This window comes from Plantibacter sp. MMLR14_011 (assembly GCF_001865025.1).
Classification (GTDB): domain Bacteria; phylum Actinomycetota; class Actinomycetes; order Actinomycetales; family Microbacteriaceae; genus Plantibacter; species Plantibacter flavus_A.
On the sequence record NZ_MJGW01000001.1, the window covers coordinates 250447 to 273521 of the forward strand.

Below are 23075 nucleotides of genomic sequence, written 5' to 3' on the forward strand. Positions count from 1 at the left end.
CAATCGCCCACCCATTCCTCGTCGGATGGACCAGGATGGCGTCATGAGAATCGCAGTGACGGGAGGCTCGGGCAAGCTCGGGCGAACAGTGGTCGGCCATCTTCGGGAACACGGTCACCTGGTGATCAACCTCGACCAGGCGGGAGAGCGCGGTGACGGCTTCGTCCGCATCGACCTGCGTGACGCGGGCCAGGTGTTCGACGCCCTCACCGGTGTCGACGAGCAGGCGCCGGACGGGTTCGACGCGGTCGTCCACCTGAGCGCCATCCCTGCGCCGGGGCTCTCGACGAACACCGCGACCTTCCAGAACAACATCCTCAGCACCTACAACGTGTTCAACGCCGCCATCAAGGCCGGCATCACGAACATCGTCACGGCGTCGAGCGAGACCGTGCTGGGGCTGCCGTTCGACACCCCGCCCCCCTACATCCCCGTCGACGAGGCCTACGCCGCCCGACCCGAGTCGACCTACTCGCTGTCGAAGCACCTCGAGGAGCAGCTGGCGATCGAGCTCACGCGGTGGCACCCCGAGCTCAAGATCATCGCCCTCCGCTTCTCCAACGTGATGGACGAGGCCGACTACGCGGCGTTCCCGTCGTTCGACGCCGACGCCACCCTCCGCAAGTGGAACCTCTGGGGCTACATCGACGGCCGCGACGGCGCCCAGGCCGTGCGACTCGCGCTCGAGCACCAGGCCACGGGGTTCGACCGGTTCATCATCGCGGCTGCCGACACGGTCATGTCGCGCGACAACGTCGAGCTCGTCGCAGAGGTCTTCCCGGACGTCCCCGTCACCGGCGACATCGCCGGCAACGGCACCCTGCTCTCGATCGACCACGCCCGCCAGGTCCTCGGGTACGACCCGAAGCACACCTGGCGCTGACCCGTTCTCAGGAGTTCCTCGGCGCGTCGCTCGCTCGCGAGCCCGGCGCTCCGGCGGACTCCTGAGAAAGGGACTTCAGAGGGCGCCGTTGAGCTTCGCGAGGAGTTCGGCGAGCCGCCGCACCTCGGCCTCGTCCCAGGACGACAGCTGCTGGTAGAGCATCGCCTGGTCGTTGGCCCGTGTCGACTCCATCCGGCGCTCGCCCTCGGCGGTCGCGACGACGAGGCTCGCACGGCCGTCCTCGGGGTCCGGCGTCCTCGTGACGAGGCCGAGCGTCTCCAGTTGGTGGATGAGGCGACTCACCGCGCTCTTGTCGGTCGCGAGCATCTCGGCCAGGGCACCGGCGCGGATCGCTCCGGAGCGCGAGACCATGCTGAGCAACTTGTAGCCGGCCGGCTGGAGTCCGGGGGAGATCCGCTCGGCCCGGTCGCGGATACCGTTGCGGATGCGGTTGACGAGGAGCGCGAACTGCTCCTCCACGGCACCGATCGCGAGGTCGTGCGCGGTGCCGGCCGCTGCGTCGTCGGCAGCGGCCGGCCCGGCCTGGGCGTCGTGATCGATGGACATCGTTCGCATTGTACGGACTAGCGGCCGTGGCGGGGGCTGTGTGCCTCGGTCTCCGTGCCGCCGTCGGTGTCGGCGGTCTCGTCCCGTCCTCGCTCGAGTCGGGTGTCCGCCTCGCCACCGATCATGGCCTCGGCCACGTCGAGCGCACCGGTCGCGAACGACTGGGTCGACGTGGACCCGGTGGCCGTCGCGACGGACCCGGTGGCCGCGCCGACGAGGGCGGGCTCCCCGGAACGCTGCTCGGCCATGCGCTGCACGGCGTTCTTCGACCCGAGCTTCTTGTTCGGCAGGAAGATCACGGCGATGATCGTCAGGATCGCGAGTGGTGCGGCGACGAGGAAGATGTCGGCCACCGCGTCACCGTAGACCGATTCGATGATGGTCCGCACCGACTCGGGCAGCGTGCCCACCTTCGGGATCGTGCCGCTCGAGAGCGTCTCGGCGATCTTGGCGCCGGGTGCCCCGAGGGCGACGATGGCCGCCTGCAGGTCGGCCTGGCGGTCGGCCAGCATGTCGGTGACCTTCGTCGCGAGCACGGAGCCCATGACCGAGACGCCGATCGTGCCGCCGAGGCTGCGGAAGAACGCGACACCCGCGCTCGCCGTACCCAGCTGCTGCGGCAGGACGTCGTTCTGGACCACGAGCACGAGGTTCTGCATCACCATGCCGACGCCGGCGCCCAGGATGAACATGAACACCGAGACGAGCAGGTAGTTCGTGTCGTAGTGGATCGTGCTCATGAGGAACAGGCCGACGGTGAGGAGGATCGAGCCGACGATGAGGTACGGCTTCCAGTGGCCGAAGCGCGAGATGAACTGCCCGACCACGATGGAGGCGATCAGGAGGCCGCCGATCATCGGGAGCGTCAGCAGGCCCGACTCCGTCGGCGTCGCTCCACGCGCCAGCTGCATGTACTGGCTGAGGAACACCGAGGTGCCGAACATCGCCACACCCACCGAGATGCTCGCGACGACCGCGAGGGTGAAGGTGCGGTTCTTGAACAGCGACATCGGGATGATCGGCTCGTCGACCTTGATCTCGACGATGACCGCCGCGGCGAGCAGGAGGACGGAGATGCCCACCATGACGAGCGTCGTGAAGCTCGCCCACTCGAACTGCGTCCCGGCCAGGGTGACCCAGATGAGCAGCAGCGAGACGCCGCCGGCGATGAGGGCGGCGCCCAGGTAGTCGATCTTGACCTTGCCGACGTTCCGCTTCGGGAGGTGGAGCGTGCGCTGCAGGAGGAAGATCGCGGCGATCGCGAAGGGGACGCCGACGAAGAAGTTCCAGCGCCAGCCGAGCGAGTCGGTGAGGAGGCCGCCGAAGAGCGGGCCGCCGACCGTGCCGACCGCCATGACCGCACCGAAGAGGCCCATGTACCGGCCACGCTCACGCGGGCTGATGATGTCGGCCATGATGATCTGGCTGAGCGCCGTGAGACCACCGGCGCCGAGGCCCTGCAGGACGCGGAAGCCGATGAGCGTGCCGGTGTCCTGCGAGAAGCCCGCGAGCGCCGAGCCGAGGACGAAGATCCCGAGCGCCAGCTGGATGAGCAGCTTGCGGTTGAAGAGGTCGGCGAACTTGCCCCAGATGGGCGTCGAGACGGTGGTGGCGAGGAGGGTGGCCGTGACGACCCAGGTGAAGGCCGTCTGGTCGCCGTTCAGGTCGGCGATGATCCGGGGGAGGGAGGTCGAGACGACGGTGCCGGCGAGGATCGACACGAACATGCCGAGGAGGAGGCCGGAGAGGGCCTCGAGCACCTGGCGATGCGTCATGCCGTTGTCCGCGCGAGCGGGCGTGGCGGGTGTTGAGGTGGTGTGTGACATGGGCTCCGCGATCGTGATGACGTCAGCTAGTTGATATGCGTCAACTATATGAGAAGTAGTTGATCAGTGTCAACCAATCACGGTGACGGCGTATTCCCGTGGCAATTCGACAGGCTCAGGGACCGGGGCGGGGGTGGCTCAGGGACCGGGGTGGGCGGCTCGGGGAGCGGATGGGAGCCGCTCCCCGAGCCTGCCGAGGCGCCGGTCAGCGCCGAGTCGTGACGTCCTTGAGCTTCCCGTTCGCGATGTGCAGACGACGCTCGGCGCGCTTGGCGACCGCGGTGTCGTGCGTCACCACCACGACGGTGAGCCCGCGGTCCCGCCACAGGCCCTCGAGGAGGTCCATGATCTCGTCGCGGGTCTCCTCGTCGAGGTTGCCGGTCGGTTCGTCGGCGAGCAGCACCTCAGGCTCCTTGACGAGCGCACGGGCGATCGCGACCCGCTGCTGCTGCCCACCGGACAGCTCGGCGGGGAGGTGTGAACCCCGCTCGGCGAGTCCGACGGACGCGAGCGCCGCGCGAGCCCTGGTCTCGCGTTCGGCCCGCGGGGTGCCGATCGGGACCAGGGCCATCTCGACGTTCTCCTGTGCTGTGAGCGTCGGGATGAGGTTGAATCCTTGGAACACGAAGCCGATCTCCGTGGCGCGGATCCTGCCGAGCTTCGTCTCGCTGAGCGTCGAGAGGTCGTCGCCGGCGAGGGAGATGCTGCCGGCGGTCGGTCGGTCCAGTGCGCCGAGCATCTGGAGGAGCGTCGACTTGCCGCCGCCGGTCGGGCCCTGGATGGCGACGAGCTGTCCATCGGGGATCTCGAGGTCGACGCCGTCGAGCGCCGTGACGGAGCGCTTCGCCTGGCGGTACTGCTTGGTGAGGCCGGTGATCGTGTACATGGGGTCCTTCGTTCTGCTGGTCGGAGTGAGAAGTCGGACCGCCGGGTGGTCGCGGGGGAGACGGCCACCCGGCGGCGTCTGGTGCGTCGCCTAGGCGACGGAGCGGAGTGCCTCGGCCGGGCGCAGTCGTGAGGCGCGCCACCCGCCGATCGCACCGGCGAGCAGCCCGCCGAGGATGGCGATCCCGACGGCGATGACGATAATCCACGCGGTCACGGGAGCCTGGAGGACGATGTCGGTGGTGGTCGCGGCCGCAGCGCCCGGGGCACCGCCGAACCCACCGGCCGCTCCCGCCGCCGCATCCGACGGCATGCCCGCGGCACCGCCGGGGCCGCCGAGTCCGCCGCCGGCGGAGGTCGTCGCCGCTGCACTGAGGGTCGGAGCGACGAGGTTCACCACGAGGATGCCGATGAGGCCGACCGCGACACCGACGGCGCCGCCGATGAGCGACTGGACGACGGACTCACCCGCGACCTGGCCGACGATGCGCCGGTCGCTCCAGCCGATCGCCTTGAGCGTGCCGAACTCGCGGGTCCGGCGCGTGACGCCGGAGATCGTGAAGAGGATCGCGATGAGGAACGCGGCGGCGAGCACGATGAGCGACAGCCAGGTGCCGAGGTTCGACACCAGCGTCGACGCCGAGGCGAGCGAGCCGGACACGGTGGACGCGAGGTCCTCCTGGGTGCTCACGGTCGCGTCGGGCAGTGCCGCCTCGATGTCCGTCTGCACCTGCGTGATGTCGGTCGACGAGGCGGCCTGCACGTACACGTCGCTGACCTGGCCGTCGAGCCCGGCGAGGGACTGCGCGACGTCGAGGGGGATGTAGACGTTCGATGCGGTCGTCGAATCGGCCCCGGAGGCGGTCACCGTGCCGACCACGCTGAACGTGGTGCCCGCGATGTCGATCGTGTCGCCGGTGGCGATCCCCGCCTCGGTGGCGTAGGAGGCGTCGAGGACGGCGACGTCCGTGCCCGCGTCGTCGGCTGCGAGCGAGCGACCGTCGCTGAGGGTGACGGCCGAGAGCGGACCCACGGCGTCGCCCGAGGGGTCGAGACCGAGGACCGTGAAGGAGTCGACGCCGAAGGAACTCCCGCCTGCGCCGTCCGGACCACCCTGCGGCGGGGTCGCGCCGCTCGCGTCACCGCCCGGGACGCCTGCCGCCCCGTCGGATCCCTGTGCCTGCGAGAAGTCGGGCAGCTCGCCCGTGAAGGTCGTGTTCGTGAGCGACAGGGTGGCTGCGGCGGCCTCGACGTTGGCGACGTCGGTGACCGTGCCGAGGGACGTCGCGTCGAAGGTCGACGTGCCACGCGCGGCTTCCAACCGCGACTGGTTGACGGTCGTCGTCCCGTCACTCGTCGACCCGTCGCCCGAGCCGAAGTCGAAGTTCTGGCCGGGGCCGCCGCCGTCCGTCGGCGCCTCGGCCGCCTGACTCACCGTGATGTCCGTTCCGACCCCGTAGACGGATTCCAGCACCGACGCCTGCGCCGTCTTCACGCCGGCGGCGACCGAGTTGACGATGATCACGAGGGCGATGGCGAGCGCCATCCCGATGGCGATGATGATGGTCTGTTTGCGGCGACCGACGAGTTCCCGCCGGAGATAGGTTCCGAACATGTCTGCGTTTCCTTCTGCTCTGGTGCACGTGCCGGCGTCCCCGTTGCGCGACGCCGACGATCCGCACGTCGCGGATGACTTGGACCGGACGCTACGGAGGCTCACTTGGCCTGCGCCTCGGTGACGCTATGAATCGGCCCAGGCCGCTGCGGGCGCTCCGGCGGCTCGGGGAGGGCACAGCATCCGTCTGGCCGGTTCATAGACAGCTCATAGGGCGGAGGCGAATACTGAACGCGTGAACATCCCGACCCAGGCGCCCGGTGCCGCGCGAAGCGCACTCAAACGGGCCGACGGCACCGCCGTCCGTGTGCTCGTCGTCGACGACGAGGCGACGCTCACGGACCTCCTGCAGATGGCCCTGCGCTACGAGGGCTGGGAGATCCGGACCGCCGCCGACGGCCGTGAAGCCCTCACGATCGCCCGCGACTTCCGACCGGACGCCATCGTGCTCGACATCATGCTGCCCGACCTGGACGGACTGCAGGTGCTGAACCGCCTGCGGACCTCGGGGAGCGACGTCCCCGTCCTGTTCCTCACCGCCAAGGACTCGCTCGACGATCGCATCGCCGGCCTCACCGCCGGCGGCGACGACTACGTGACGAAGCCCTTCAGTCTCGAAGAGGTCGTCGCGCGGCTGCGCGGGCTCATCCGCCGGTCGACCCTGCTGGCCGCCGACGAGTCCGGCCCGGACATCGTGGTCGGCGACCTCGTGCTCAACGAGGACAGCCACGAGGTGACGCGCGACGGCGAACCCATCGAGCTCACCGCGACCGAGTTCGAGCTGCTGCGGTTCCTCATGCGGAACCCGCGCCGGGTGCTGAGCAAGGCCCAGATCCTCGACCGGGTGTGGAGCTACGACTTCGGCGGTCGTGCGAGCGTCGTCGAGATCTACATCTCCTATCTCCGCAAGAAGATCGACGCCGGGCGCGAGCCCATGATCCACACCGTGCGCGGTGCCGGCTACATGTTGAAGATCCCGACGGTCGGTTCGTGACCACGAGACCTCCCGTCACCGACCCGACAGCGACGACCGTCGACTCCACCCGCCGCAAACGCGCTCCGTGGACGCTCCGTCGACGCCTCATGGTCGTCGTCGTCGGCCTCCTCGCCCTCGGCAGCGCCATCGTCGGCGTCGCGAGCGCGGTCGCGGTGAGCGGCCTCCTCACCGAGGGCGTCGACAACCAGCTCACGAAGGCCGCCGAGCGGATCGTCGACTACGGCCGCAACGGCCAGCTCCCCGCACCGGAATCCCTGCCGGACTCCGGCATCCCGGACGGCTACGGCGGTGGTTCGGGCACGCGTGAGCCGCCCGCCTTCATCGGCGCTCCGGGCCTCGGGCCCGGCGCACTCGGGGCGATCGTCGTCGACGGCACCATCGTCAACGCCGGATACCTCAGCGCCGACGGCAGCACGGTCCCGTGCACCGAGAGCCAGGACGCCATGATCCTCACGGTGTCGGCCGGTGACCGACCGTCGACCATCAACCTCGGGGAGCACCTCGGCGACTACCGCGTCGTCGCCGTCACCGACGCGAGCGGCGCGACGAGGATCATCGGGCTTCCGCTCGCCGAGGTCGCGTCGACGGTCATGCAGCTCGTCACCCTCATCGCGATCATGAGCGTCGTGGTCCTGCTGCTCGCCGGACTGGCGGCGTTCGCGATCGTGCGGTACTCGCTCCGCCCGCTCGACCGCGTCGTCGCGACGGCCGCGGTCGTCGCCGAGCTTCCCCTCGACCGCGGTGAGGTGGCGCTCGCCGTCCGGGTACCGGAGTCGGACACCGACCCGCGCACCGAGGTCGGACGCGTCGGATCGGCGATCAACCGCATGCTCGGGCACGTCTCGTCCGCACTGAACGCCCGGCAGGCGAGCGAGAACAAGGTGCGCCGGTTCGTCTCGGACGCGAGCCACGAGCTCCGGACCCCGCTGGCTTCCATCGCCGGATACTCGGAACTCGCCGCGCGGAAGTCGGACGCGCTGCCGGAGGACGTCACCCACTCCCTCGGCCGGATCCGCTCCGAGGCCGGTCGCATGACCACGATCGTCGAGGACCTGCTGCTGCTGGCGCGGTTGGACGAGGGACGCGAACTCGCGAAGCGCCCCGTCGACCTCACCGAACTCGTCATCCACACCGTCGGCGACGCCCATGTCGCCGGGCCGGACCACGTGTTCGAACTGGACTTCCCCGAGGAGCCCGTCCTCGTCACGGGAGACGCGTCCCGGCTGCAACAGGTGATCGTGAACCTGCTGGCGAACGCGCGGACCCACACGCCCGCCGGGACGACGGTGCGGACGGGGCTGGCGGTCGAGAGCGGTCCTGCGGGCGAGATCGCCGTGCTGACCGTGTCGGACGACGGTCCCGGCATCGACCCTGCGCTGCAACCCAACCTCTTCGAGCGCTTCGTCCGCGGTGATGACTCCCGCTCACGGGCCACGGGGAGCACCGGCCTCGGGCTCGCTATCGTGCACGCCGTCGTGACCGCGCACCACGGCACCGTCCGATGCGAGAGCGCACCAGGACGGACGGTGTTCCGCGTCGAGCTACCGGCCGTCGCCACCGCGGACGTCCTCGTCCCGTCGGCGGAGTGATCCATGCGGCCGGGTAGCGTGGTCCCCATGTGGGTGAAGGTGTGCGGTCTGTCCGAGGCGTCCGACGTCGCTGCGGCGGTGGACGCCGGAGTCGACGCGATCGGCTTCGTGTTCGCGCCGGGGTCGCCTCGGACCGTCGAGCCCGAACGGGTCGCCTCGCTGCTCGCCGACCTCCCCGAGTCGGTGCTGACGGTCGGCGTCTTCCGGCGGCAGTCGGTCGAGGAGGTCTCACGGATCGCCGGTGCTGCGGGGGTGCAGGCCGTCCAGCTCCACGGCGACGAACCACCCGAGGCGTTCCACGAGCTGCAGGCCATGGGGTGGCGGACGCTCCGGGCGACCTCGGCGGTGCGCTACGCCTCCGAGAACGCCGCCGAGCGCGCCGCCTACGCCGAAGAGCTGCTGCTGCTCGATGCCCCGGACCCGGGAGCCGGGAGGACCTTCGACACGATCGCACTGGTGGCGAACCCACCCACCCGCACCTGGATCCTCGCCGGAGGGCTCACGCCGGAGAACGTCCAGGGCCTCGTCGCCGAGCTCCGCCCCTGGGGGGTCGACGTGTCCAGCGGGGTCGAGTCCTCGCGCGGGGTGAAATCACCGGAGCTCATCCGGTCGTTCGTGCACGCCGCCCGCACCGCCCGGGCGGTCTGAGCGTCAGCGGGACACTCGCTGGTCCGCGGTGTGACCCGCACGCTACATTCGTCGGATGAGGCGGTCGGTCGACCGCGACGACGACAAGGAGCGCCACCACCGTGTTCGACACCATCCTGCTCGCCGCGGACGACAACGGTCGTGCCGCCATCGAGTTCATGAACGCCCCCGCCAACGTCTTCGGCGGCATCATCGGCTACGCCCTGTTCGTCGCCTCCGTGTGGGGCATGTTCGAGAAGTCGGGCCGCTCCGGCTGGACCGCGATCATCCCGATCTACAACTGGTACGTCGTCGTCAAACTCGCCGGCTTCACGGGTGCGGCGACCATCCTCTACTTCATCCCGCTCGTGAACATCGTGTTCGGCTGGATCGTCGGTTGGCACATCGGCAAGCAGTTCGACAAGGGCACGGTGTTCCGGATCTTCGGGCTCATCCTGTTCCAGCTGATCGGGTTCTTCATCCTCAGCTACGGCTCGGACCGCTACCTGGGCAAGCAGGCCGACCGCGCCTAGCCCGCGGTCACCGGGGCCGGACGCTCACCGCGACGGCCAGGCCCACGGGGGCGTCGACAGCAGACCCTGATCCTCGACGGTCGTCTCGCCGAGTCGCTTCACCAGCCGGTGCTCGTGCACCTCGCCGGCCTCGAGCATGGCCTCGATGAGTGGGCGGGCGTGGGAGACGACCACGAGCTGCGTGTCGGCGCTCGCCGCGGTGATGAGCCGAGCCAGCTGGGGGAGGAGGTCGCCGTGCAGGCTCGTCTCCGGCTCGTTCAGCACCATGAGCTCGGGCGGGCGAGGGGTCAGGAGAGCCGCGACGAGCAACAGGTAGCGGAGCGTGCCGTCGGACAGCTCGCCGGCCGAGAGCGGACGGAGCATGCCGGGCTGTTCGAGCTCCAGCCGGAACACCCCGTCGTCGGCGCGCACGCGCAGCACGCTGCCGGGGAACGCGTCGTCGACGGCGGCGTCGAGGCGGTCCCGGCCGCCGGACTCGATGATCGTCTGGACCGCGGCGGCGAGGTCGGAACCGTCGTGTCCGAGCACGGGCGTCCGCGTGCCGACCTGCGGCGCACGTGCCGGGGCCTCGCGGTCGGTCCGGAACTGGTCGTAGAACCGCCAGTCGCGCACCTGGCCGCGCACGCGGAGGACCTCGGGCGTCGCGTCGGCGTCCGAGAACTCGGTGAGGATGCTCTCCGAAGTGCCGAGCGTTCGACCGATCGGACGCCACGACCCGTCGCGGACCCGGACCGCCGGACCGTGCCGGTCGACGAGCAGGCTGCTCGGTTTGGCCAGTGCGCCGGCGAAGATCTGCTCCCGCTTGATCTCGGGGTCGCGGCCGAACAGGGTCGTGGACGGCTGCGGGATCCCGAGGTCGATGAGATACCCCAGCGTGTCGGTCGCGAACCCGAGTCGCAGGCTGATCGGCCCCGAGCGGCGCGTGCCCTGGACCGGGACGGAGCCGTCGACCATGGCGTGACTCAGGTGTTCGGGGCCGGCCCAGAGCGTCGAGGAGAGCCCGCCGTCGCGGGCGAGTGATCCGACGACATCGCCGTCGCCCGCACTCGCGAGGAGTCGGAGTGCCCGGTAGAGGTTGGACTTGCCGGTGCCGTTCGCGCCGGTCACGACGTCGAGGCCGTGCAGCGGCAGCACGGTGTCTCGGATGGACCGGTAGCCGGAGATGGCGAGCGTCTGGATCATGGCTCCATGGTGCCGGTCGCCTCGGACATCCGGGCGGGAGGTCGCGAGCGCCCGGAGCACGCCTGTCGGAACGGGGTCGGGGGTGTGTTATGGTTGTGGAAACCAAAGACCGCCGGTCACTGTCGCGTGCAAACGAGACAGTCGAAGGTTCTCATGACGAGACGTCCAGCGCAGGTGTATGAAGATCTGATCGAGGCTCGCCTCTCCCCAGCTCCGTGCGCTTGCGCCGGAGCTTTTTTCATGCCCGAATCCTTCACCGGTCCGGCGGTTGGTGTGTGCGGCCTCCGCTGCATGCATTCAAGATTCGAAAAGGAGTGGCCATGGCGAACAAGGAAGCCTCGGTTGCCGAACTCACGGAGAAGTTCCAGAGCTCGACCGCCGTTCTGCTGACCGAGTACCGCGGCCTCACTGTTGCTCAGCTCAAGACCCTGCGCAAGAGCATCAGTGCGGACGCAACCTACGCCGTGGTGAAGAACACGCTGACCAAGATCGCGGCGAACAACGCCGGCATCTCGTCGTTCGACGACGAGCTCGCCGGTCCGTCCGCGATCGCATTCGTGCACGGTGACCCGGTCACCGTCGCGAAGGCTCTTCGTGACTTCGCCAAGGCAAACCCTCTCCTCGTGGTCAAGGGCGGTTACTTCGACGGTAACCCGCTGACCGCTGACGAGGTGCGCAAGCTCGCCGACCTCGAGTCCCGTGAAGTGCTGCTGGCGAAGCTCGCCGGCGCCGTCAAGGCCTCGCTGTTCGGAGCTGCCTACCTCTTCAACGCACCGCTCTCGAAGGCCGTTCGCACGGTCGAGGCGCTGCGCGAGAAGCAGGAGTCCGCGGCCGAGTAATTCGGTTCCGCGAACCATCAACCCCGTACCTGTGCGCCGCGTGATGCGGTTGCAGGGCATGAAACAAGGAGAACAATCATGGCAAAGCTGTCAAACGAAGAACTGATCAACGCGTTCAAGGAGCTCACGCTCATCGAGCTCAGCGAGTTCGTCAAGCTGTTCGAGGAGACCTTCGAGGTCACCGCTGCTGCTCCCGTCGCCGTTGCCGGCCCGGCTGCTGCCGGCGGCGCTGCTGCTGAAGAGGTCGAGGAGAAGTCCGACTTCGACGTCATCCTCGAGGCTGCTGGCGACAAGAAGATCCAGGTCATCAAGACGGTCCGCGAGCTCACCTCGCTCGGCCTCGGCGAGGCCAAGGCTCTCGTCGACGGCGCTCCGGCTGCCGTCCTCGAAGGCGCCAACAAGGAAGCCGCTGACAAGGCGAAGGAAGCCCTCGAGGCTGCCGGCGCCACCGTCACGCTCAAGTAGTCGGTCCCCTACGGGGGACAACCACTGGGCTGGCGACCGACTCCGGTCGGTCGCCGCTGACGATCGCGGATCTTCCTGAGACGAGTGCTGTGCGCACTCGGCAGAGACATCCGTGATCGGAGGGCATCGCCCCCGATTCGTTCGGGAGCGGTGCCCTCCGTCGGTTAACCGGAGGGCCTGCGATTCGTCGCGCCCCTCCATGCACGCGGATGCTCTGCACCCCGTCGACGACGTTCGTCGACGGTTCATGCAGGCATCCGCGTCGTCGTCCCGCTCCCGGTGAGCGGGGGCTGTCGGTGCGGTGCCCGAATCGGGAGAACCCACCACCATGAACACCCACGCACGCTGGCGTGCAACCATCACCTGGATCCGAGCCCAGCTCGCATCCGCTTTCACCGAGTCGGAACGGGCGAGCGACGCCCACCCGCCCGATCCACGGGTCAGCCAATCCTTCACCACCTGGATGCGCTGACCCCACCTGCCCCATCCGTCCCCAACTCAGGAGTGTCTCGGCGTGCCGCGCCACCGAGGCCCGCCACGCCGACGAACTCCTGCGTTGGGGACGGGTCGGGTGGATGTGTATAGCCAAGCTATGTATACTGGTCACATCATGACCGAGAACCGTACGCATTCACCCCTGCACACCATCCTCGGCGACCTCATCACGGCATCGCACCGGCTCACCCGCCTTGCCGCCCAGGCCACCGGATCCTCCGAATCGCCCGCCGTCTGGCGCACGCTCTCCGTGCTCACCACGGTCGGTCCCGTCCGGGTCGGCGAACTGGCCCGCCAGAGCCGGGTGTCCCAACCCACGATGACCAAGCTCGTGCAGAGCCTCGACGAGCGCGACTGGATCAAGCGGATCGCCGACGTCGACGACCACCGCGCGTGGCTCATCGCCATCGCCCCAAAGGGGACGGCCGCCCTCCTCGCCTGGCGCGACGAGCTCACCGACGCCCTGGAGCCGGCCTTCACCGACCTCGAGGACGACGACCTCGCCGCGATCGCCAGGACCGTCGAGATCATCCAGGCCCGCGTGGCCGTCGAGATCGCCTCGGAGCTGACGGCATGAGCGCCGACACCAGCGCACACACGTCCTCCGTACCCACCCCCGCAGCGTCGAGCCACGGCCACGCCGCAGGCCACAGTGCCGGCCTCGGCGGCATCCTGCACCAGCCGAAGGCCGTCTGGGCGGTCGCCTTCGCGAGCGTCATCGCCTTCATGGGCATCGGCCTCGTCGACCCGATCCTGCCCGCGATCGCCGAAGACCTCCAGGCGACGCCGACCCAGGCCGAGATGCTCTTCACGAGCTACCTGCTCGTCACCGGCGTGGCGATGCTGTTCACGAGCTGGCTGTCGAGCCGGATCGGTGCCAAGCGCACGCTCCTCATCGGACTCGCGCTCGTCGTCCTGTTCGCGCTCCTCGCGGGCCTCTCCGACTCCGTCGGTGCCGTCATCGGCTTCCGGGCCGGCTGGGGCCTCGGCAACGCGCTCTTCATCTCGACGGCACTCGCCACCATCGTCGGAGCCGCAGCGGGCGGACGCGCCAACGCGATCATCCTGTACGAGGCCGCCCTCGGACTCGGCATCGCGATCGGTCCGCTGCTCGGGGGTCTCCTCGGCGGCATCGGCTGGAAGTGGCCGTTCTTCGGCACCGCGACGCTCATGGCCGTCGGGTTCATCGCGATCGTCACCCTGCTGAAGACCGAGGGCCCGAAGCCCGCGCCGCTCAAGCTGTCCGCACCGTTCAGGGCGCTGGCGATCCCGTCGCTGGGCATCCTCGCGGCAGCCGCACTGTTCTACAACATCGGCTTCTTCACGCTCCTCGCATACTCGCCGTTCCCGCTCGGCCTCGATGCGATGGGTCTCGGGTTCACCTTCTTCGGGTGGGGTGTCGCGCTGGCGATCACGAGCGTGTTCGTCGCACCGCTGCTCACGGCCCGGATGCGTCGCACCTCCGTGATCAAGCTCGTCCTGCCGTTGCTGGCACTCGACCTCGTCGCGGCCGGACTCCTCGTGCAGTCCACCGTCGGCCTCATCGTCTGCATCGTCGTCGGTGGGCTGCTGCTCGGCGTCATGAACACGGTGCTGACCGAGGCGGTCATGGAGGCGACGGACCTGCCGAGCAACGTCGCATCCTCGGCCTACTCGTCGGTCCGGTTCCTCGGTGGGGCCATCGCGCCACCGGCCGCCGCGGAGATCGCGAAGCTCATCTCGCCCGCCGCGCCCTACTATGTGGCCGCCGGCTCGCTCATCGTCGCGGTCCTCATCGTGGTCCTCGGACGCAAGCACCTCGCCCGGGTCGACGGCCCGGTGGAGAGTGAGCTCGACGAGGCCATCGCGATCACCGCAGCCGACGCGAGCTGATCCGACCGATCACCGCGCCCCACCGACGCGAGCGCGACCCTCCGGGGGCCCGCGCTCACGTCGGTGGGGCGCGCTCGTGCCAGCGCACCGCGCTGGGACCGCAGCCGGGTCGTCTAGTCCGCGGGCTCGGGGCGCGTCGTGGTCTGTCGGATCACCAGGCGGGTCGGCCAGCGCACCTCGGAGACCGTTGTGCCCGGGTCCGCGGAGTCCGGAGCCTGCGCGCGCTGCTCGTCCTCCAGGTCCTGGAGGAGGATCTCGACGGCATGCCGTCCCTGCGCGCGGGGCTCCTGCTCGAAGGTGGTGAGCGCGAACATCTCCGCGTAGGAGTGCCCGTCGATCCCGATGACCGACAGCTCCGCCGGAACGGTGATCCCGAGGCGACGTGCCGCGATGATGATGCCGATCGCCACCTCGTCCGTCGAGGCGAACACCGCCGTCGGCCGGATCCTCGCGTCCCGCAGCAACTGCGCCGCGGCCTCGTACCCGCCCGGTAACGAATGGACGGCGGGCAGGACGTGCACGGCTGAGGTGAGTCCGGCATCCTCCATCGCCGCGAGGTAGCCGGCCAGGCGCCTCCCGTGCACGGTGTCCGTCTGCAGTTCCGCGTCGTGCCCGGTGATGTGGGCGATGCGCGTGTGCCCGAGGGTGATGAGATGTTCCGTCGCCTCACGGCCGAGTGCCTGGTCGTCGATGTTGATGGAGTGACCGCCACGGATGTTGCCGCCGATCGACACCAGTGGACGGGGATTGGCGAGCAGTCGCGCGATCTCGTCCTGCGAGGCCTCGATCCCGATCGAGATCATGCCGTCGAAGCGCTTGTTCGTCAGGTAGGCGTCGAAGATGCGATCGCGCTCCGGGGAGTCGGGCGGCAGATGGTGGAGCGTCAGGTCGTAGCCCCGCGCACGGAGGGCGCCCTCGGCGCCTTCCAGGACCTCCCCGAAGTACCAGCGGTTGAGGAACGAGGTGAGGACGCCGATGGCCAGCGTGCGTCCGGTGGACAGACTCGCGGCGATGGGCGAGGCGACGTACCCGATCGTGGCCGCGGCCTGCACGACCCGTTCCCGGGTCTCGGCCGACACGTATCCGCGCCCGGTGAGCGCTCGCGAGGCCGTCGCTTTCGAGACGCCGGCGAGGGCCGCGACATCGCTGATGGCACCACTCATGCCGACTCCCTCCGTTGGGTAGCACCACCATAGCGAATCTGGAACAGACCTGGAACTGCCGACTGGAACTGATCCATAACAACTGGAGCACGAATGGTCCGCCCGGCCTCGTGATTTCGGTGGGAGCGCTCTCACTGTCTATTTCGTTATGTTCTCGTGCTTGCATCCTGTCGCCGGGTGAAGTACTTTGGCGCATGGAAACGGTTCCGCATCCGGACCGATTCCGCACCAGTGCATCATCGGAACGGCTCGACCCTGGAGACGTTCGAACCTGCAGCACTCAATGAGGAGGACACAGATGAGTTTCATTCGGACCCGCCGGACGGCCCTGCCGCTGGCCGTCCTGGCCGTCGCGGGCGTCGCGCTCACCGCTTGTTCAGGCGGATCGGGCAGCAGCGGCGGTGGCGACGACGACAAGACCGTCACCATCTACGGGACGATCGCCGACACCGAGGCGAAGCTGCTCGAGGAGAGCTGGGCCGACTTCGAGAAGGAGAGCGGCATCACGATCAAGTACGAGTCCTCCAAGGAGTTCGAGTCGCAGATCGGTATCCGCGCCCAGGGTGGTAACCCGCCCGACCTCGCGATCTTCCCGCAGCCCGGCCTCCTGGCCGACCTCGCCAAGCGCGACTACCTGAAGCCCGCGCCCGACAGCGTCAAGGCGAACATCGAGAAGTACTGGTCGAAGGACTGGGCCGCCTACGGCACCGTCAACGACACCGTCTACGGCGCTCCGCTCATGGCGAGCGTCAAGGGCCTCGTCTGGTACCAGCCGGCCAAGTTCAAGGAGTGGGGCGTCGAGGTCCCGAAGACCTGGGACGAGCTGCTCACGCTGACCAAGACCATCCAGGAGAAGACGGGTTCCGCACCGTGGTGCGCCGGCTTCGGCTCCGGCGACGCCTCGGGCTGGCCCGGCACCGACTGGATCGAAGACCTCGTCCTGCGCCAGCAGGGCCCGGACGTCTACGACGACTGGGTGGCCAACAAGGTCAAGTTCACCGACCCGAAGATCAAGGAAGCGTTCGACTCGGTCGGCGAGATCCTCAAGAACCCGGAGTACGTGAACGCGAGCTTCGGCGACGTGTCCTCGATCAACTCGACCGAGTTCGGTGACGTCGCTCCGGCGCTCGCCTCCGGCGCCTGCGCCCTCCACCACCAGGCATCGTTCTTCTCCGGCTTCCTCGAGGACGCCGGCGCGACCGTCGCCCCCGACGGTGACGTGTGGGCCTTCGTGACCCCCGGCATCAAGGAGGGCGAGACCGCTGTCACCGGTGGTGGCGAGATCGTCGGCGCGTTCAGCGACGATGAGAGCACCGTCAAGGTCCAGGAGTACCTCTCGAGCCCTGAGTGGGCGAACAAGCGGGTCAAGCTCGGCGGCGTCATCTCCGCCAACAACGGCCTCGACCCGGCGAACGCCTCGACCCCGATCCTCAGCCAGGCGATCGAGATCCTGCAGGACGAGAAGACCACGTTCCGCTTCGACGCCTCCGACCTGATGCCCGGTGCCGTCGGCGCCGGAACCTTCTGGAAGGGCCTCGTGAACTGGATCAACGGCGACGAGACCGACCAGGTCCTCAAGGACATCGAAGCCGGCTGGCCCTCCAGCGAGTAATCGATATCCGGAACTGCTGCTCGTGAGCGGGAGCGCCGGAGGGTGATCACCACCCTCCGGCGCTTCCGCCTCGGCAGTGGAACCCCCTAGGGTTCACTCAGGGTCCAACGCCGTACTCGAAAGGCCAGCTATGTCAGGTTTCCTCAACTGGTTGGGCGGACTGCCTCCGCTCGCCCAGATCCCGATCGTCGTCATCGCCTTCGGTGCGGTGGTGGCCCTCCTCCTCTTCTTCGTGGACATCGCGCCACGCAAGGGCACCCTGTACACGGTCATCCGTCTGGCGTTCTGCGTCCTGGTGCCCGTCGTCGTCGTCCTCTTCTTCGGCTCGTTCCTCTGGGCCGCGGCCGTCGCCGCCGTCCTTGGCGGCGTGCTCTTCCTCCTCGACTACCGCTCGAAGAAGGGCGTCGGGTACCTCGTCCAGCTCGTCGGCTTCCTCGCACCGGCGTTCCTGCTGCTGCTGATCGGCCTGATCCTGCCGTCGATCAACACGACGATCGCCGCATTCATGTCGGCGTCCGGCAAGAACTTCGTGGGCCTGAACAACTTCATCTGGCTGTTCACGCAGCCGAGCGCCATTCGTACCGTCATCAACACGATCATCTGGGTGCTGCTCGTCCCGGCGTTGTCGACGGCCTTCGGACTCGCTTACGCCGTGTTCATCGACAAGTCCCGCGGTGAGAAGTACTTCAAGATCCTCGTCTTCATGCCGATGGCGATCTCCTTCGTCGGTGCGTCGATCATCTGGCGCTTCATCTACGCCTACCGCGAGGCCGACGCGACCCAGATCGGTCTGCTCAACCAGATCGTCGTGTGGTTCGGCGGCACTCCGGTGCAGTGGCTGCAGAACGAGCCGTGGAACACGCTGTTCCTCATCGTCGTGCTCATCTGGGTCCAGACCGGTTTCGCGATGGTCGTCCTGTCCGCCGCGATCAAGGGTGTCCCCACCGAGCAGATCGAGGCCGCCGAGCTCGACGGCACCAACGCCTGGCAGCGCTTCATCAACGTCATCGTCCCCGGCATCCGCTCCTCGCTCGTCGTGGTCGTCACGACGATCTCGATCGCCTCGCTGAAGGTCTTCGACATCGTCCGCACGATGACCGCCGGCAACAACGGCACCTCGGTCATCGCGAACGAGATGTACACCCAGTTCAAGAACTTCGAGAACGGCCGGAGTGCGGCGTTCGCCGTGGTCCTGTTCGTCCTCGTGCTGCCGATCGTCATCTACAACGCACGGCAGATCAAGAAGCAGAGGGAGATCCGATGAGTGCTGTGCAGCCGATCGAACTACCGATCGACGAATCCACCAAGGAACAGCTCGCCCAGGGGGAACGCGGCATCGAGGCCGCGAGCCGCCGGACGAAGAAGCGGCTCACCAGCCGCGGGGCGACCATCGCGGCCGTCATCATCGCGGTGCTGTGGACGGTCCCGACCTTCGGTCTGTTCGTCTCCTCGTTCCGACCTGAGCAGCAGGTGAAGACCACCGGCTGGTGGACGATCTTCTCCGACTTCCAGGTCACCATCGACAACTACGTGCAGGTGCTGCAGGCCGGCAACTCGACGCTCAACCTCGCGGGCTCGTGGGTCAATTCGATCGCCATCGCGGTCCCGGCGACCCTGATCCCGCTGGTGGTGGCGAGCCTCGCGGCGTACGCGTTCGCGTGGATCGACTTCCGCGGCAAGAACTTCCTGTTCATCCTCGTATTCGCGCTGCAGGTGGTGCCGATCCAGATGGCGCTCGTGCCACTGCTGTCGACCTTCTCCCGCGGCCTGAACATCTTCGGCCTGCAGGTCGGCGAGGGACTGGACGCGAGCGGCACCTTCGCCCAGGTGTGGATCGCGCACACCATGTTCGCGCTGCCGCTGGCGATCTTCCTGCTGCACAACTTCGTCGCGGAGATCCCCGCCGAGGTCATCGAAGCGGCACGCGTGGACGGTGCCGGTCACGGTCAGATCTTCTTCCGGATCGTGCTGCCGCTGACCATGCCCGCCATCGCGTCGTTCGCGATCTTCCAGTTCCTGTGGGTGTGGAACGACCTTCTGGTCGCGCTCATCTTCGCGGACGGCGAGGTCGCGCCGATCACGAAGCTGCTGGCGGAGATCACGGGTACGCGAGGCAACGAGTGGCACCTGCTCACGGCCGGCGCGTTCATCTCGATCCTCGTCCCGCTCGTGGTGTTCTTCGCCCTGCAGCGCTACTTCGTCCGCGGGCTCCTGGCCGGTTCGACGAAGGGCTGACCCGACACGCGGTTCGATCCTCCGATCGACAGCGTCGTCGGTGCGCGAACGCCCCGGGAGCTCATGCTCCCGGGGCGTCCGTGCGTCTGCGGGTCGTTCGTTCTCCTGGTCCCGATGATCCTTTCTCCGGAGAGTTGCGGTGCGTCGTGCCGGAATCCGCCCGGCGCGCCGGGGGAGTCCTGCGAAAGGGACGAAGCTGAATTCTGGTCGACGAGTGACCGGGGTGGGCCTTTCTCAGGAGAGTTGCGGTGCGTCGTGCCGGGGTACGCCCGGCGCGCCGAAGGATTCCTGAGGAAGGGACGAGTTCAGGCTGGCAGGTGCGGGGGTGATCGGATCCGCTCAGCGGTGCCTTGGACGGCCCTGCGCGAGCGCTGCCCGGACCGCTCCGATGACTGCGTACCAGTCGTCCATCACCATGCGATACGTGAAACGGAGAGAGCGATAGCCGAGGATCGCCAACTGGGCGTCGCGCCAGCGATCCTGTTCATGGGCGTCCGGGGTGTCGTGGAACGCACGTCCATCCCACTCCACCACCAACCAATCGTCGATCAGCTCGTCGACGCGTCCGACACCGGGGATGTCGACCTGGTGTCGACCGACGATTCCAGCGCGTTCGAGCCGGATGCGACCGATGCTCTCGAGGAAACTCTCGCATCCCGACTCCAACCGAGGGAGTCTGCGCCTGCGCGCTTGCGGGAGTTCGTCCAGCCACGCGCGGAGCGCCCGCCCGCGGTGGGGTTCTCGGTGCAGGACGGAGTCCAAGATCGCGCCGGCGACGTCAGGGTGCTGGCAGGTGACGATCTGACGAACGGCCGACTCACGGCTCACCACGAGAAGCGGCGCGATCGAGCCGCCCCGAGGGACCACCGGTTGATCGTCGTCCCAGTGCAGGACCGTGTCGTCCCGATCCTGCGCGGGCGGATGACATCGGCGGTCGCTCACATCGCGGAGGCGTCCCGCGTTCGACGGGACGGCGACGTGTAGGCGCTGGTCTTCCGGTGTGGCCCAGCCGAACCAGGCGGCCGCCGAGATGCACGCGAGTCTCCCGCCGACCCGAACGGCTTGGACGATCTCCGGGGGTGCACCGGGGTCCGCGTACCAGCCTCGTTTCACCCTGATCAGCTCGGCCATCTCGACCGCGAGTCGGAGCGACCGTTTGGAATGACCGCGAGCCCGAAGCTGGTGCACCGTGGCGATACCGTACGCCGGGCGGAAGGCGTCGGTTCCTCCTGTCATTGGTCGATCGTCCACCCGGTCTCGCCGGACCGCCGAGTCACGCTGCTCATCTGGGGATGATCCGCCCCGCAGTGGACCTGGGGAGCGGTGACCCTATCTCAGGACAGTTGCGGCGGGTCGGGGAGCGGGCGAGGCGCCGCGCCGGCGGACTCCTGAGAAAGGACACTGAGCGGGAAGCCGACGCGGGACGGGGACAGGGGCGGGGAGGACGGTGGGCGGGGATAGGGTGGCGGGATGAGCATGCACGGCGGACGGGGCGGGCCACGCGGCGGTGCACCCGGGGGCGGCGGACCCCGCGCGGGCAGTCGCGTCAGCGGTGGCGACACGGCGGCGCAGAAGGCGCTCAACGCCGAGGCGCCGAAGATCCCGAACCTCGGCAAGCGCATCGTCGCGCTGTTCGTGCCCTTCCGCGCCAAGATCATCCTCACGATGGTGCTCGTCGTCATCGGTGCCGCCCTCGCGGTGCTCCCACCGCTGCTCGTCAAGCAGGCGTTCGACGTCGGCCTGTTCCCGACCGACGGTGGCAGCCCGAACCTCGTCGCCCTCGCGGAGATCGTCGGCGCGATGGTGGCGCTGTTCATCATCGCGGCGCTGCTCGGCGTCTGGCAGACCTACCTCACGGCGACCGTCGGCAACAGCGTCATGGGCGCCCTGCGCATCAAGCTGTTCTCGCAATTGCAGGCGATGGAGCTGAGCTTCTTCACCCGCACCAAGACGGGCATCATCCAGTCGCGCCTCCAGAACGACGTCGGTGGCGTCGCGAACGTCCTCACCAACACCGTCTCGAGCGTGCTCGGCAACACCGTGACGGTCATCTCCGCGCTCGTCGCCATGCTCATCCTCAACTGGCAGCTGACGATCGTCGCCCTCATCCTCATGCCGATCCTCGTGATCGCGCAGCGCCGCGTCGGTCAGGTCCGGGCGCGGATCGCCACGAAGACGCAGGAGTCGTTGTCGGAGATGACCGCGATCACGCAGGAGGCCCTGAGCGTCTCCGGCGTGCTCCTCGCGAAGAGCTTCAACCGCCAGGACACCGAGGTCGAGCGCTACAGCGCCGAGAACCGCACCCAGATCCGCCTCCAGGTCAGCCAGGCGATGAGCGGACAGTGGTTCTTCGCGATGGTGAACATCTTCCTGTCGTCGATCCCCGCGATCGTCTACCTCGTGGCCGGCTGGCTCATCACCGGTGGGGCCGCGGACGTCACCGCCGGCTCGATCGTCGCCTTCACCACCATCCAGGCCCGCCTGCTGTTCCCGCTCATGGGCGTCATGCGGGTCGCCCTCGACCTGCAGACCTCCGGAGCCCTCTTCGCGCGGATCTTCGAGTACTTGGACCTCAAGCCCGCGATCGCCGACCGCCCCGGGGCCGCACCGCTCCCGAGCGTCGCACCGCAGATCCGCTTCGACGACGTCACCTTCCGCTACGCCGACGCCCAGGACGACTCGACCCCCACCCTCGACGGGGTCTCCTTCACGATCGAACCCGGACAGTTCGCCGCGTTCGTCGGACCCTCGGGAGCGGGCAAGACGACCATCTCCTACCTCATCCCGCGCTTCCAAGAGGTGTCGGACGGCCGGGTCATGGTGGCGGGCGCCGACGTCCGCGACGTCACCCAGGAGTCCCTCGTCTCCCGCATCGGCATCGTCAGCCAGGAGACCTACCTCTTCCACGCGACGATCGCCGAGAACCTCCGCTACGCGAAGCCCGACGCGACCCTCGACGAGCTCGAGGCCGCCTGCCGCGCCGCGAACATCCACGAGACGATCGCTCGGTTCGAGGACGGCTACGACACGCTCGTCGGGGAACGCGGCTACCGCTTGTCCGGCGGTGAGAAGCAGCGCATCGCCATCGCGCGCGTGCTGCTGAAGGACCCGGAGGTGCTCATCCTCGACGAGGCGACGAGCGCCCTCGACACGATCTCCGAACGGGTCGTCCAGGTCGCCCTCGACGACGCGACCCGCGGACGCACGACGGTATCGATCGCGCACCGCCTGTCGACCGTCGTGCACGCCGACGTCATCTTCGTGCTCGATCGCGGGCGCATCGTGGAGCGTGGCACCCACCAGGAGCTGCTCGCCGCCGGCGGCGTGTACGCGACGCTCTACGCGCAGCAGGCCGTCACCGCCTGAGTCGAGACGGCAGGCGCTGCGACGTCTCGTCTGGACACGTCGACCGCGGGCACGGCAGTCCGGCCCGGCAATGTCCGGCCAGCGAAGAACCGCCGTCCGGCCATTGTGGGCGCGTGACACGTGTGGCTAGAGTGAGCGCCATCGTGACCCCCGAAGGAGGGGGACGCCCGCGCACCGCCGGATCGAGTAGGGGACTCGTCGATGACCGCAGCTGTGAACGCACCATCCGGACCCCCGTCAGGTGACGGCACTCCGCCCGTGGACGCCTCCACGACGGGTCCTCCGATCCCTCCAGCGCCGTCCTCGGTCGCGCGGTCCCGGAGG

General features: G+C 68.5%; 21 protein-coding genes. 14 read left to right on the plus strand and 7 right to left on the minus strand.

The features are described 5' to 3' along the window. Positions 1 to 43 precede the first annotated feature (43 nt). Positions 44 to 883, plus strand: a complete 840-nt coding sequence (locus BIU99_RS01270; RefSeq protein ID WP_071258765.1) for an NAD(P)-dependent oxidoreductase — start codon at positions 44 to 46, stop codon at positions 881 to 883. A 75-nt stretch (positions 884 to 958) separates the two neighbouring features. On the opposite strand, the gene BIU99_RS01275 is transcribed toward BIU99_RS01270, so the two are convergent. From BIU99_RS01275 to BIU99_RS01290, 4 genes are all read right to left on the minus strand, one after another. Next, positions 959 to 1450, minus strand: coding sequence for a MarR family winged helix-turn-helix transcriptional regulator (locus BIU99_RS01275; protein ID WP_158596512.1), 492 nt, complete (start codon positions 1448 to 1450; stop codon positions 959 to 961). 17 nt (positions 1451 to 1467) lie between these two features. Further along, positions 1468 to 3225, minus strand: a complete 1758-nt coding sequence (locus BIU99_RS01280; RefSeq protein ID WP_083397116.1) for an MDR family MFS transporter — start codon at positions 3223 to 3225, stop codon at positions 1468 to 1470. Positions 3226 to 3481: 256 nt separating this feature from the next. Next, positions 3482 to 4162 carry an ABC transporter ATP-binding protein gene (locus BIU99_RS01285; protein WP_064294539.1) on the minus strand — a complete coding sequence of 227 codons (681 nt, stop codon included), beginning with the start codon at positions 4160 to 4162 and terminating at the stop codon, positions 3482 to 3484. A 90-nt stretch (positions 4163 to 4252) separates the two neighbouring features. Beyond that, the gene (locus tag BIU99_RS01290) at positions 4253 to 5776 is read right to left on the minus strand and encodes an ABC transporter permease (protein WP_071258766.1); all 1524 of its coding nucleotides are present in this window, start codon (positions 5774 to 5776) and stop codon (positions 4253 to 4255) included. 235 nt (positions 5777 to 6011) lie between these two features. On the opposite strand from BIU99_RS01290, the gene BIU99_RS01295 reads away from it, so the two are divergent. The 4 genes from BIU99_RS01295 to BIU99_RS01310 all read left to right on the plus strand — a co-directional run bounded on the left by BIU99_RS01295 (position 6012) and on the right by BIU99_RS01310 (position 9522). Further along, complete coding sequence (locus BIU99_RS01295) at positions 6012 to 6770, plus strand: response regulator transcription factor (protein WP_079003251.1); 759 nt, start codon at positions 6012 to 6014, stop codon at positions 6768 to 6770. After that, positions 6767 to 8362, plus strand: a complete 1596-nt coding sequence (locus BIU99_RS01300; RefSeq protein WP_071258767.1) for a cell wall metabolism sensor histidine kinase WalK — start codon at positions 6767 to 6769, stop codon at positions 8360 to 8362. The genes BIU99_RS01295 and BIU99_RS01300 overlap by 4 nt, the downstream gene beginning before the upstream one ends. A gap of 27 nt (positions 8363 to 8389) precedes the next feature. After that, a complete protein-coding gene (locus BIU99_RS01305) occupies positions 8390 to 9010 on the plus strand; it encodes a phosphoribosylanthranilate isomerase (RefSeq protein ID WP_071258769.1) in 621 nt (206 codons plus the stop codon). Positions 9011 to 9111: 101 nt separating this feature from the next. Next, positions 9112 to 9522: a DUF5684 domain-containing protein gene (locus tag BIU99_RS01310; protein ID WP_083397117.1), complete on the plus strand. Its 411-nt coding sequence runs from the start codon at positions 9112 to 9114 to the stop codon at positions 9520 to 9522. 24 nt (positions 9523 to 9546) lie between these two features. On the opposite strand, the gene BIU99_RS01315 is transcribed toward BIU99_RS01310, so the two are convergent. Beyond that, complete coding sequence (locus BIU99_RS01315; protein ID WP_071258772.1) at positions 9547 to 10704, minus strand: AAA family ATPase; 1158 nt, start codon at positions 10702 to 10704, stop codon at positions 9547 to 9549. A 320-nt stretch (positions 10705 to 11024) separates the two neighbouring features. On the opposite strand from BIU99_RS01315, the gene rplJ reads away from it, so the two are divergent. From rplJ to BIU99_RS01335, 5 genes are all read left to right on the plus strand, one after another. Then, positions 11025 to 11543, plus strand: coding sequence for a 50S ribosomal protein L10 (gene rplJ, locus BIU99_RS01320; protein WP_064294534.1), 519 nt, complete (start codon positions 11025 to 11027; stop codon positions 11541 to 11543). A gap of 78 nt (positions 11544 to 11621) precedes the next feature. Continuing rightward, positions 11622 to 12008: a 50S ribosomal protein L7/L12 gene (gene rplL, locus BIU99_RS01325; protein WP_064294533.1), complete on the plus strand. Its 387-nt coding sequence runs from the start codon at positions 11622 to 11624 to the stop codon at positions 12006 to 12008. Between the two features lie 328 nt (positions 12009 to 12336). Next, entirely contained in the window at positions 12337 to 12480 is a 144-nt protein-coding gene (locus tag BIU99_RS19845) for a hypothetical protein (RefSeq protein WP_153303516.1), read from the plus strand. A gap of 138 nt (positions 12481 to 12618) precedes the next feature. Further along, complete coding sequence (locus BIU99_RS01330; protein ID WP_071258775.1) at positions 12619 to 13080, plus strand: MarR family winged helix-turn-helix transcriptional regulator; 462 nt, start codon at positions 12619 to 12621, stop codon at positions 13078 to 13080. Beyond that, complete coding sequence (locus tag BIU99_RS01335) at positions 13077 to 14375, plus strand: MFS transporter (RefSeq protein ID WP_083397118.1); 1299 nt, start codon at positions 13077 to 13079, stop codon at positions 14373 to 14375. The genes BIU99_RS01330 and BIU99_RS01335 overlap by 4 nt, the downstream gene beginning before the upstream one ends. Positions 14376 to 14488: 113 nt before the next feature. Here BIU99_RS01335 and BIU99_RS01340 read toward each other — a convergent pair whose 3' ends face one another. Continuing rightward, complete coding sequence (locus BIU99_RS01340; protein WP_071258778.1) at positions 14489 to 15538, minus strand: LacI family DNA-binding transcriptional regulator; 1050 nt, start codon at positions 15536 to 15538, stop codon at positions 14489 to 14491. A gap of 298 nt (positions 15539 to 15836) precedes the next feature. Between BIU99_RS01340 and BIU99_RS01345 the strand changes: the two genes are divergently transcribed. From BIU99_RS01345 to BIU99_RS01355, 3 genes are all read left to right on the plus strand, one after another. Further along, positions 15837 to 17150 carry an ABC transporter substrate-binding protein gene (locus BIU99_RS01345; RefSeq protein ID WP_064294530.1) on the plus strand — a complete coding sequence of 438 codons (1314 nt, stop codon included), beginning with the start codon at positions 15837 to 15839 and terminating at the stop codon, positions 17148 to 17150. Between the two features lie 130 nt (positions 17151 to 17280). Then, positions 17281 to 18414, plus strand: a complete 1134-nt coding sequence (locus BIU99_RS01350) for a carbohydrate ABC transporter permease (RefSeq protein ID WP_064294529.1) — start codon at positions 17281 to 17283, stop codon at positions 18412 to 18414. Further along, entirely contained in the window at positions 18411 to 19385 is a 975-nt protein-coding gene (locus BIU99_RS01355) for a carbohydrate ABC transporter permease (RefSeq protein WP_064294528.1), read from the plus strand. The genes BIU99_RS01350 and BIU99_RS01355 overlap by 4 nt, the downstream gene beginning before the upstream one ends. Positions 19386 to 19724: 339 nt before the next feature. Here the strand turns inward: BIU99_RS01355 and BIU99_RS01360 are convergent, their stop codons facing one another. Further along, positions 19725 to 20621, minus strand: a complete 897-nt coding sequence (locus tag BIU99_RS01360; RefSeq protein ID WP_064294527.1) for a DUF559 domain-containing protein — start codon at positions 20619 to 20621, stop codon at positions 19725 to 19727. 240 nt (positions 20622 to 20861) lie between these two features. Between BIU99_RS01360 and BIU99_RS01365 the strand changes: the two genes are divergently transcribed. Further along, a complete protein-coding gene (locus BIU99_RS01365) occupies positions 20862 to 22751 on the plus strand; it encodes an ABC transporter ATP-binding protein (RefSeq protein ID WP_071259300.1) in 1890 nt (629 codons plus the stop codon). Positions 22752 to 23075 lie beyond the last annotated feature (324 nt).

Bases quoted from the DNA above. Each gene is read 5' to 3' on its own strand.
- BIU99_RS01315 (WP_071258772.1), bottom strand. From the start codon at position 10,704: ATGATCCAGACGCTCGCCATCTCCGGCTACCGGTCCATCCGAGACACC.
- BIU99_RS01270 (WP_071258765.1), top strand. From the start codon at position 44: ATGAGAATCGCAGTGACGGGAGGCTCGGGCAAGCTCGGGCGAACAGTG.
- BIU99_RS01360 (WP_064294527.1), bottom strand. From the start codon at position 20,621: ATGACAGGAGGAACCGACGCCTTCCGCCCGGCGTACGGTATCGCCACG.
- BIU99_RS01350 (WP_064294529.1), top strand. From the start codon at position 17,281: ATGTCAGGTTTCCTCAACTGGTTGGGCGGACTGCCTCCGCTCGCCCAG.
- BIU99_RS01345 (WP_064294530.1), top strand. From the start codon at position 15,837: ATGAGTTTCATTCGGACCCGCCGGACGGCCCTGCCGCTGGCCGTCCTG.
- rplJ (WP_064294534.1), top strand. From the start codon at position 11,025: ATGGCGAACAAGGAAGCCTCGGTTGCCGAACTCACGGAGAAGTTCCAG.
- BIU99_RS01355 (WP_064294528.1), top strand. From the start codon at position 18,411: ATGAGTGCTGTGCAGCCGATCGAACTACCGATCGACGAATCCACCAAG.
- BIU99_RS19845 (WP_153303516.1), top strand. From the start codon at position 12,337: ATGAACACCCACGCACGCTGGCGTGCAACCATCACCTGGATCCGAGCC.
- BIU99_RS01290 (WP_071258766.1), bottom strand. From the start codon at position 5,776: ATGTTCGGAACCTATCTCCGGCGGGAACTCGTCGGTCGCCGCAAACAG.
- BIU99_RS01305 (WP_071258769.1), top strand. From the start codon at position 8,390: ATGTGGGTGAAGGTGTGCGGTCTGTCCGAGGCGTCCGACGTCGCTGCG.
- BIU99_RS01275 (WP_158596512.1), bottom strand. From the start codon at position 1,450: ATGTCCATCGATCACGACGCCCAGGCCGGGCCGGCCGCTGCCGACGAC.
- BIU99_RS01335 (WP_083397118.1), top strand. From the start codon at position 13,077: ATGAGCGCCGACACCAGCGCACACACGTCCTCCGTACCCACCCCCGCA.
- BIU99_RS01285 (WP_064294539.1), bottom strand. From the start codon at position 4,162: ATGTACACGATCACCGGCCTCACCAAGCAGTACCGCCAGGCGAAGCGC.
- rplL (WP_064294533.1), top strand. From the start codon at position 11,622: ATGGCAAAGCTGTCAAACGAAGAACTGATCAACGCGTTCAAGGAGCTC.
- BIU99_RS01330 (WP_071258775.1), top strand. From the start codon at position 12,619: ATGACCGAGAACCGTACGCATTCACCCCTGCACACCATCCTCGGCGAC.
- BIU99_RS01340 (WP_071258778.1), bottom strand. From the start codon at position 15,538: ATGAGTGGTGCCATCAGCGATGTCGCGGCCCTCGCCGGCGTCTCGAAA.
- BIU99_RS01280 (WP_083397116.1), bottom strand. From the start codon at position 3,225: ATGACGCATCGCCAGGTGCTCGAGGCCCTCTCCGGCCTCCTCCTCGGC.
- BIU99_RS01365 (WP_071259300.1), top strand. From the start codon at position 20,862: ATGCACGGCGGACGGGGCGGGCCACGCGGCGGTGCACCCGGGGGCGGC.